Raw genomic sequence first — 5,302 nt, 5'->3', positions numbered from 1 at the left:
CCCGTCGAGCGCGGCCAGCAGGCCGGGCCTCTCGCCCGCGGTGGCGAGCAGCGCGTCGAGCTGCTGCGCGCGCAGGGCGAGCGCGCGCAGCGCGGCGCTGTCGATCGGCTTGCGGGCGGCCCGGTTGGGGACGAAGTCGTCGGCGCGGACCGGCTCGGTCGTGGTACCGGCCGCGGCGGCGTCGGGCGGCAGCGCCGGCCGCAGGTCAAGCACGCTGGCCGCCTCGGCATCGCGCAGCGCCACTTCCAACCAGCGCGCGGGCCGGGCGGCCGCGACGCCGTAGTGGCGGATCAGGAAAGCCTCGTCGATGTCCTCGCCGAGCGCCTCGATCAGCGGCTTGCGCAGCGCCTGCAGGATGGTCTGGCGGCGCTGCGGCGCATCGGGCGCCGTGCCGAACACCGCTAGCCCTTGCGGCTGCGAACTCTGCGCCAGGCTGTCGAGGTAGGGGTGCAGGATCTCCAGGAACGGCTCGAACTCGCGGGCGATGCGGTCGGCGGACCAGCCCAGGTCGCGGTGCAGCTGGTGCTCGACGAACTGGGCGATCAGCTCCTTTTCCAGCGCGGTGCGGGTCGGGCCGGCGTCCACCGTCTCCCACTCGTGCATCAGCTCGTGCATGTGGGCCATGCGGGCGTTGAAGCCGGCCGGCGAGAACGATGGCGTGCGGTGGCTCACCAGCACCGCGCGGCCGCGCCGCTTGGCGGTCAGCGCCTCGCCGAGGTTGTCGACGATGTAGGGATAGACGACCGGCACGTCGCCGAGCGGCAGCAGCACGTCGTCGTGCACATCGGGCGCACGCGCCTTGCCCGGCGCCCATTCCTGCGTGCCGTGGGTGCCGAAGTGCACCAGCGCATCGGCCTGCCGCGCCCACAGATACACGGCGAGGTAGTGGTGCGACAGGGGGGTCTTGCTGCGGTGCATGAAGGCGTCCTGGCCTTGGCGCAGCGTTTCCTCGCGCGGCGGCTGCGGCAGCACGGCCAGCGCGCCGGCCTGCAGCCGCGGGATCACGAACACCGGCCGCCCCTGCCACTCGATCACGTAGCGGCTGCGGGCGGCCGGGCCCCACTGGCCGTCGATGCGCTGCCGCACCGCGGGAGGCAGCGTGGCGAACCAGGCGTCGTAGTCGGCCAGCGGCAGAGCTGCGGCCTGGTCGTGCTCCAGCAGGCCGCGCAGGTCGCCGCCCGGGTAGTAGGCGCGCAGCAGCGGCTTCAGGCCGTCGATCCACTGCGCCTCGGCCTGCGGGCGGACGGCATAGTCCGCGTCGGCCAGCGCCTGCGACACCCGCTCCAGGCTGCGCGGCACGTTGAGGAAGGACGCACCGAAGTTGCTACCGCCCGGCGGATAGTTGTAGACCATCGCGACCAGTCGGCGGCGTGCCTGTGGCGTGTCGCGCAGGCGGATCAGCCGCGCCGCCTTGGCCGCGACCGCCTCGGCCTGGCGCACCACCAGCGCGGGCCGGCGGCCGCCGTCGCCGTGCGCCAGCACCATCACCGGATCGATCGCGCCGGCGCCCTCGGGCTGCGCCAGGTAGAACGGCACGTCGCCCATCGCCAGGCCCTGCGTGTCGGCTTCCCACTCGGCGGTGCCGCCCTGCCGGTAGGGCTGGGCGAGCAGCACCGGTGCGCCCCAGCGGGCGAACAGCGGCTGCAGCGCTGCGCCCTGCGGTACCAGCTGGTGCAGCACCAGCGCCCGGGCCTGCAGCCGCCGGCCGCCGGCGCCGTCCGGCACCTCCAGCAGTTGCGACAGGACCGCCGCATCCGCCTGCGGGCCGAAGGCGGCGTAGGCCAGCAGGCCCTGGCGCCGGAACAGGGCGATCCACTGGTCGAGCCAGTCGGTCGCACCGTTGACGAAGTGGTAGCGGTGCACCAGCAGTGCGACCGTCGGCAGATCGCGCAGGTCCGGCTGGGCGGCCTGCCAGCGCGCGAACGCTTCAGCATCCGCAAGCAGGCCGGGTGCGCCCGGCGTGTAGAGGCCGCGGGCCACGAACGGTTGCGGCGGGGGCAGGTCGGGCAGCGGCCGCCCGGCCGCGAGTGCTGCGGCCAGCGCCACCGCATGGCGCAGGTTCGCTTCACCGCCGGCCTGCAGGTAGGCGGCGCTGCGGGCCGCGGCGCCGTCGCCGGCCGTTGCTGCCGCGGCAGGCGTCGCCCATGCCAGCCGGCCGGGCCGGCGCTGCGCAAAGGCGTCGGCACGCGGGCCGACGAGTGCCTTCAGGCGCGCCTCGACCGTCGGATGCGGCGCGTCGATCCACACCACGTCGGCCGCGGCGAGCGCCTGCTCCAGCGTGCCGGCCTGGGCCGCGTCCAGCGCCGCGGCGCCTGCGACCGGATATTCCAGGTGGCGCACCGCGAGCCCTGCCTGCGCACCAAGCCGCTGCAGCAGGTCGGTGCGGGCGGCGGGCGTGACGTCGGCGGTGATCCACAGCAGCGTCGCGGCATGGCCCGCGGTGGCACCGACGGCCAGCAGCCACAGCAGCACGCAGTGCCGCAACACGCGCGGGAGATGCGTCATCGATCGGGGCCGGCCGCCGGTGCGGCGGAGGGTCCGTTCGTCGCCGGCGCCGCGCCGGCACCGCCCGCGCCCGGCTCCGGCACATACACCACGCTGCCGTCGTCCAGCCGGTAGGCCACGCCGGTGCGCACGCCCTGCCCCCGGCTCGCGCTGCCGGTGCCCTTGAAGCGCACCGCCTTGCCGTTCTCGGTGATCGTCAGCTCCATGTCCGGCTGGCCGGGGTTGCGGACCGCGGTCACCGCCCCGTCGGCCGACTGGCTCTGCACCGCGACGGCCGTCAGCAGCGCCACCACCAGCACCAGGAATACGTCGATCAGGTTGATCGCCGACAGCATCGGATCGTCGTCTTCCTCGGCCAGTACGCTCAGATGCTTCATCGCGCGTCCTCCGCGAGGTGCCTCATGCCGCCACCCCGCGCAGCCGCCGGACTTCAAGCAGTTCCGCCAGCAGCCAGCGGCGCCGCACCGAATACACCACCAGCCCGATCGACGCCGCCGCCAACGCCAGCACCACGCCCGAGAAGGCACCGCTGAACACCGCCAGCGCCTGCTGGCCCTGCCCCGCCGCGACGCTCTGCAAGGCCGGGCCGAGCGGGATCATGGTCGCGATCAGGCCGAGCATCGGCGAGAGGCGCGACAGCAGCCGCACCGGCTCGATCTGCCGGACGATGCGCAGCTCCAGCTCTTCCAGCGAATCTTCTGGCGCCGCCCGCAGCGCGCGCCAGCCGGGGCGGCGCCAGCGCTGCACCGCCTCCATGCCCGCCGCCCCCGCCGACCACAGCGCGAACAGGAACGACAGCGCCACCAGCGCCAGCACCGGCCACAGCAGCCACTGCGCCACCTGCGCGAAACCCGATTCGATCGTCATTCGTCCTGCTCCTTGTTTTCCAAGAGGATCAGCGCGCCAGCGCGACCCACTGCCCGTCCAGCGGCCGCACCAGCAGGCGTCCGCCGAACACGTCTTCCACCGCCCGGTGCGTCGCCGCATCGGCACACGCGCCGTGGTGGCGCAGCCGACCGCCGTCGATGACGACCAGGTCGTCCGCCTGCAGCGCGAGCGAGATCTCGTGCAGCACGCTCACCACCGTACGGCCGGCCGCGACCAGCGACCGCACCGTGCCGAGCCAGTCGGCCTGGTGCGGCGGGTCGAGGTTGGCGAGCGGCTCGTCCATCAGCAGCACCTCGGCCTCGACCGCCAGCGCCCGCGCCAGCAGTACCCGCTGCCGCTCGCCGCCCGACAGCGCGCCGAGCGGCCGGTCGCGCCAGTCCCAGGCCTGCGTGGTGCGCAGCGCCCGCTCCACCGCGGCCCGGTCGGCGGTGCTCGGTGCGGCCAGCCAGGGCTGGTGCGGCAGGCGGCCGAGCATCGCCACGTCGTGCACCGTCAGGTCGTCGGCGCCGCCCCGGTCGGCCTCGCCCTGGCCGAGCCAGGACAGGCGCCGGGCGCGTTCGCGGCCGCCGTAGGCGCGCAGCGGCCGGCCGTGCAGCCGCACCTCGCCGTTGCACGGCAGCAGGCCGGCGAGCGCCTTCAGCAGCGTGGACTTGCCGGCGCCGTTGGGGCCGACCACCGCGGTCCAGCGGCCGGGCGCAAGGGTCAGGTCGATGGCGCGCAACACCTCGGTGCGGCCGAGCCGCGCCCACAGGCCGTGGGCTTCCAGCGCTGGCTCGGCCTCACTGCCCGCCGCCGCCTGCGGCGCCCTGCTTGATGAGAGGGCGCTCGCCGTCATCGTGCCGCCTCCGCATTGCGCCGGTGCATCAGCCACAGCAGGTAGCCCCCGCCGAGCAGCGCCGTCAGCACGCCCACCGGTAGCTCCTGCGGCGCGATCAATCCACGCGCCAGCAGGTCGGCCGCCAGCAGCAGCGTCGCACCCATCAGCGCCGACAGGCCGAGCAGCGCGCCGTGGCGCACCCGCACCAGCGGCCGCACCAGGTGCGGCGCGGCCAGTCCGACGAACGCCACCAGCCCGGCATGCGCCACCGCCGTGCCGGTGGCGAGCGCCAGCACCGCCACCAGCGCCGCGCGCAGCCAGGGCAGCGCCAGGCCCAGGCTGGCGGCGGTGGCCTCGCCGAGCGCCAGCCCGTCGAGCACCGGCGCCAGCCAGCGCGCGGCCGCCAGGCAGCCGGCCAGCACCGCCGCCATCAGCGCCACCGCTTGCCAGCCGAGAAACGCGGTGCTGCCCAGCGTGAAGCCCTGCATCGACTGCAGCATGTCGGGCGCGGCGAGCGTCGCCACGTCTTTCGCCGCGCCCAGCACCACGCCGACGATCACGCCACCGAGCAGCAGCCGCAGCGTGTGCTGCGCGCCGCGCGCCAGCACCAGTGTGAGCAGGACCGCTCCCACCGCGCCGACGAAGGCCGCGCCGGTGATGCCGAGCTGCACCCACCAGTCGCCCGCCAGGGCCGCCGCCGGCGACCGGCCCGCCACCAGCAGCGCCAGCGCCACCCCGAGCGACGCACCCGAGCCGGAGCCCAGCAGGTACGGATCGGCCAGCGGATTGCGGAACAGCCCCTGCGCCACCGCGCCGGCCAGCCCGAGCAGCGCGCCGGCGATCCAGGCGCCGACCGAGCGCGGCAGCCGGATGTCACGCACGATCTGCCAGGCGACCGGGTCCTGTCGCACGGCGGCCAGGCTCTCGATCCCGGTGCTGCCGATCGCCGCACCCAGCGCCAGCAGCGCCGCACCGAGCACCAGCAGCCCGGCGCCGAGCGCGGCCGCGCGGCCGGTCCGCGCCGGCGCGGCGACACTCACGGCGCCTTCTCCGCCAGGCAGCGCGCCATGATGCGGGCCGCCTCGGCCATGC

Annotated in this window: 5 protein-coding genes; all 5 read right to left on the bottom strand. The window is 75.3% G+C overall.

The genetic code is table 11. From position 1 onward, the window contains the following. Nucleotides 1-2,505 (bottom strand): cobaltochelatase subunit CobN (locus QZ500_RS13555; protein WP_295855931.1); only part of this gene is annotated, 2,505 nt, incomplete at its 3' end. Further along, nucleotides 2,502-2,882, bottom strand: coding sequence for a DUF2149 domain-containing protein (locus tag QZ500_RS13550; RefSeq protein ID WP_295855930.1), 381 nt, complete (start codon nucleotides 2,880-2,882; stop codon nucleotides 2,502-2,504). The genes QZ500_RS13550 and QZ500_RS13555, both read right to left, overlap by 4 nt. Before the next feature lie 22 nt (nucleotides 2,883-2,904). Next, nucleotides 2,905-3,372 (bottom strand): hypothetical protein, encoded by a 468-nt coding sequence (locus QZ500_RS13545; RefSeq protein ID WP_295855929.1) that lies wholly within the window; start codon nucleotides 3,370-3,372, stop codon nucleotides 2,905-2,907. Between the two features lie 28 nt (nucleotides 3,373-3,400). Further along, a complete protein-coding gene (locus tag QZ500_RS13540) occupies nucleotides 3,401-4,228 on the bottom strand; it encodes an ABC transporter ATP-binding protein (RefSeq protein WP_295855928.1) in 828 nt (275 codons plus the stop codon). After that, nucleotides 4,225-5,250, bottom strand: a complete 1,026-nt coding sequence (locus tag QZ500_RS13535; protein WP_295855927.1) for an iron ABC transporter permease — start codon at nucleotides 5,248-5,250, stop codon at nucleotides 4,225-4,227. Before QZ500_RS13535 ends, QZ500_RS13540 begins: the two co-directional genes overlap by 4 nt. Nucleotides 5,251-5,302: the final 52 nt, after the last annotated feature.

This window comes from uncultured Xylophilus sp. (genome assembly GCA_913776965.1).
Classification (GTDB): domain Bacteria; phylum Pseudomonadota; class Gammaproteobacteria; order Burkholderiales; family Burkholderiaceae_C; genus Xylophilus.
The sequence above is the reverse complement of the archived record's forward strand: the minus strand, read 5'-3'. Positions and strand labels throughout refer to the sequence as shown.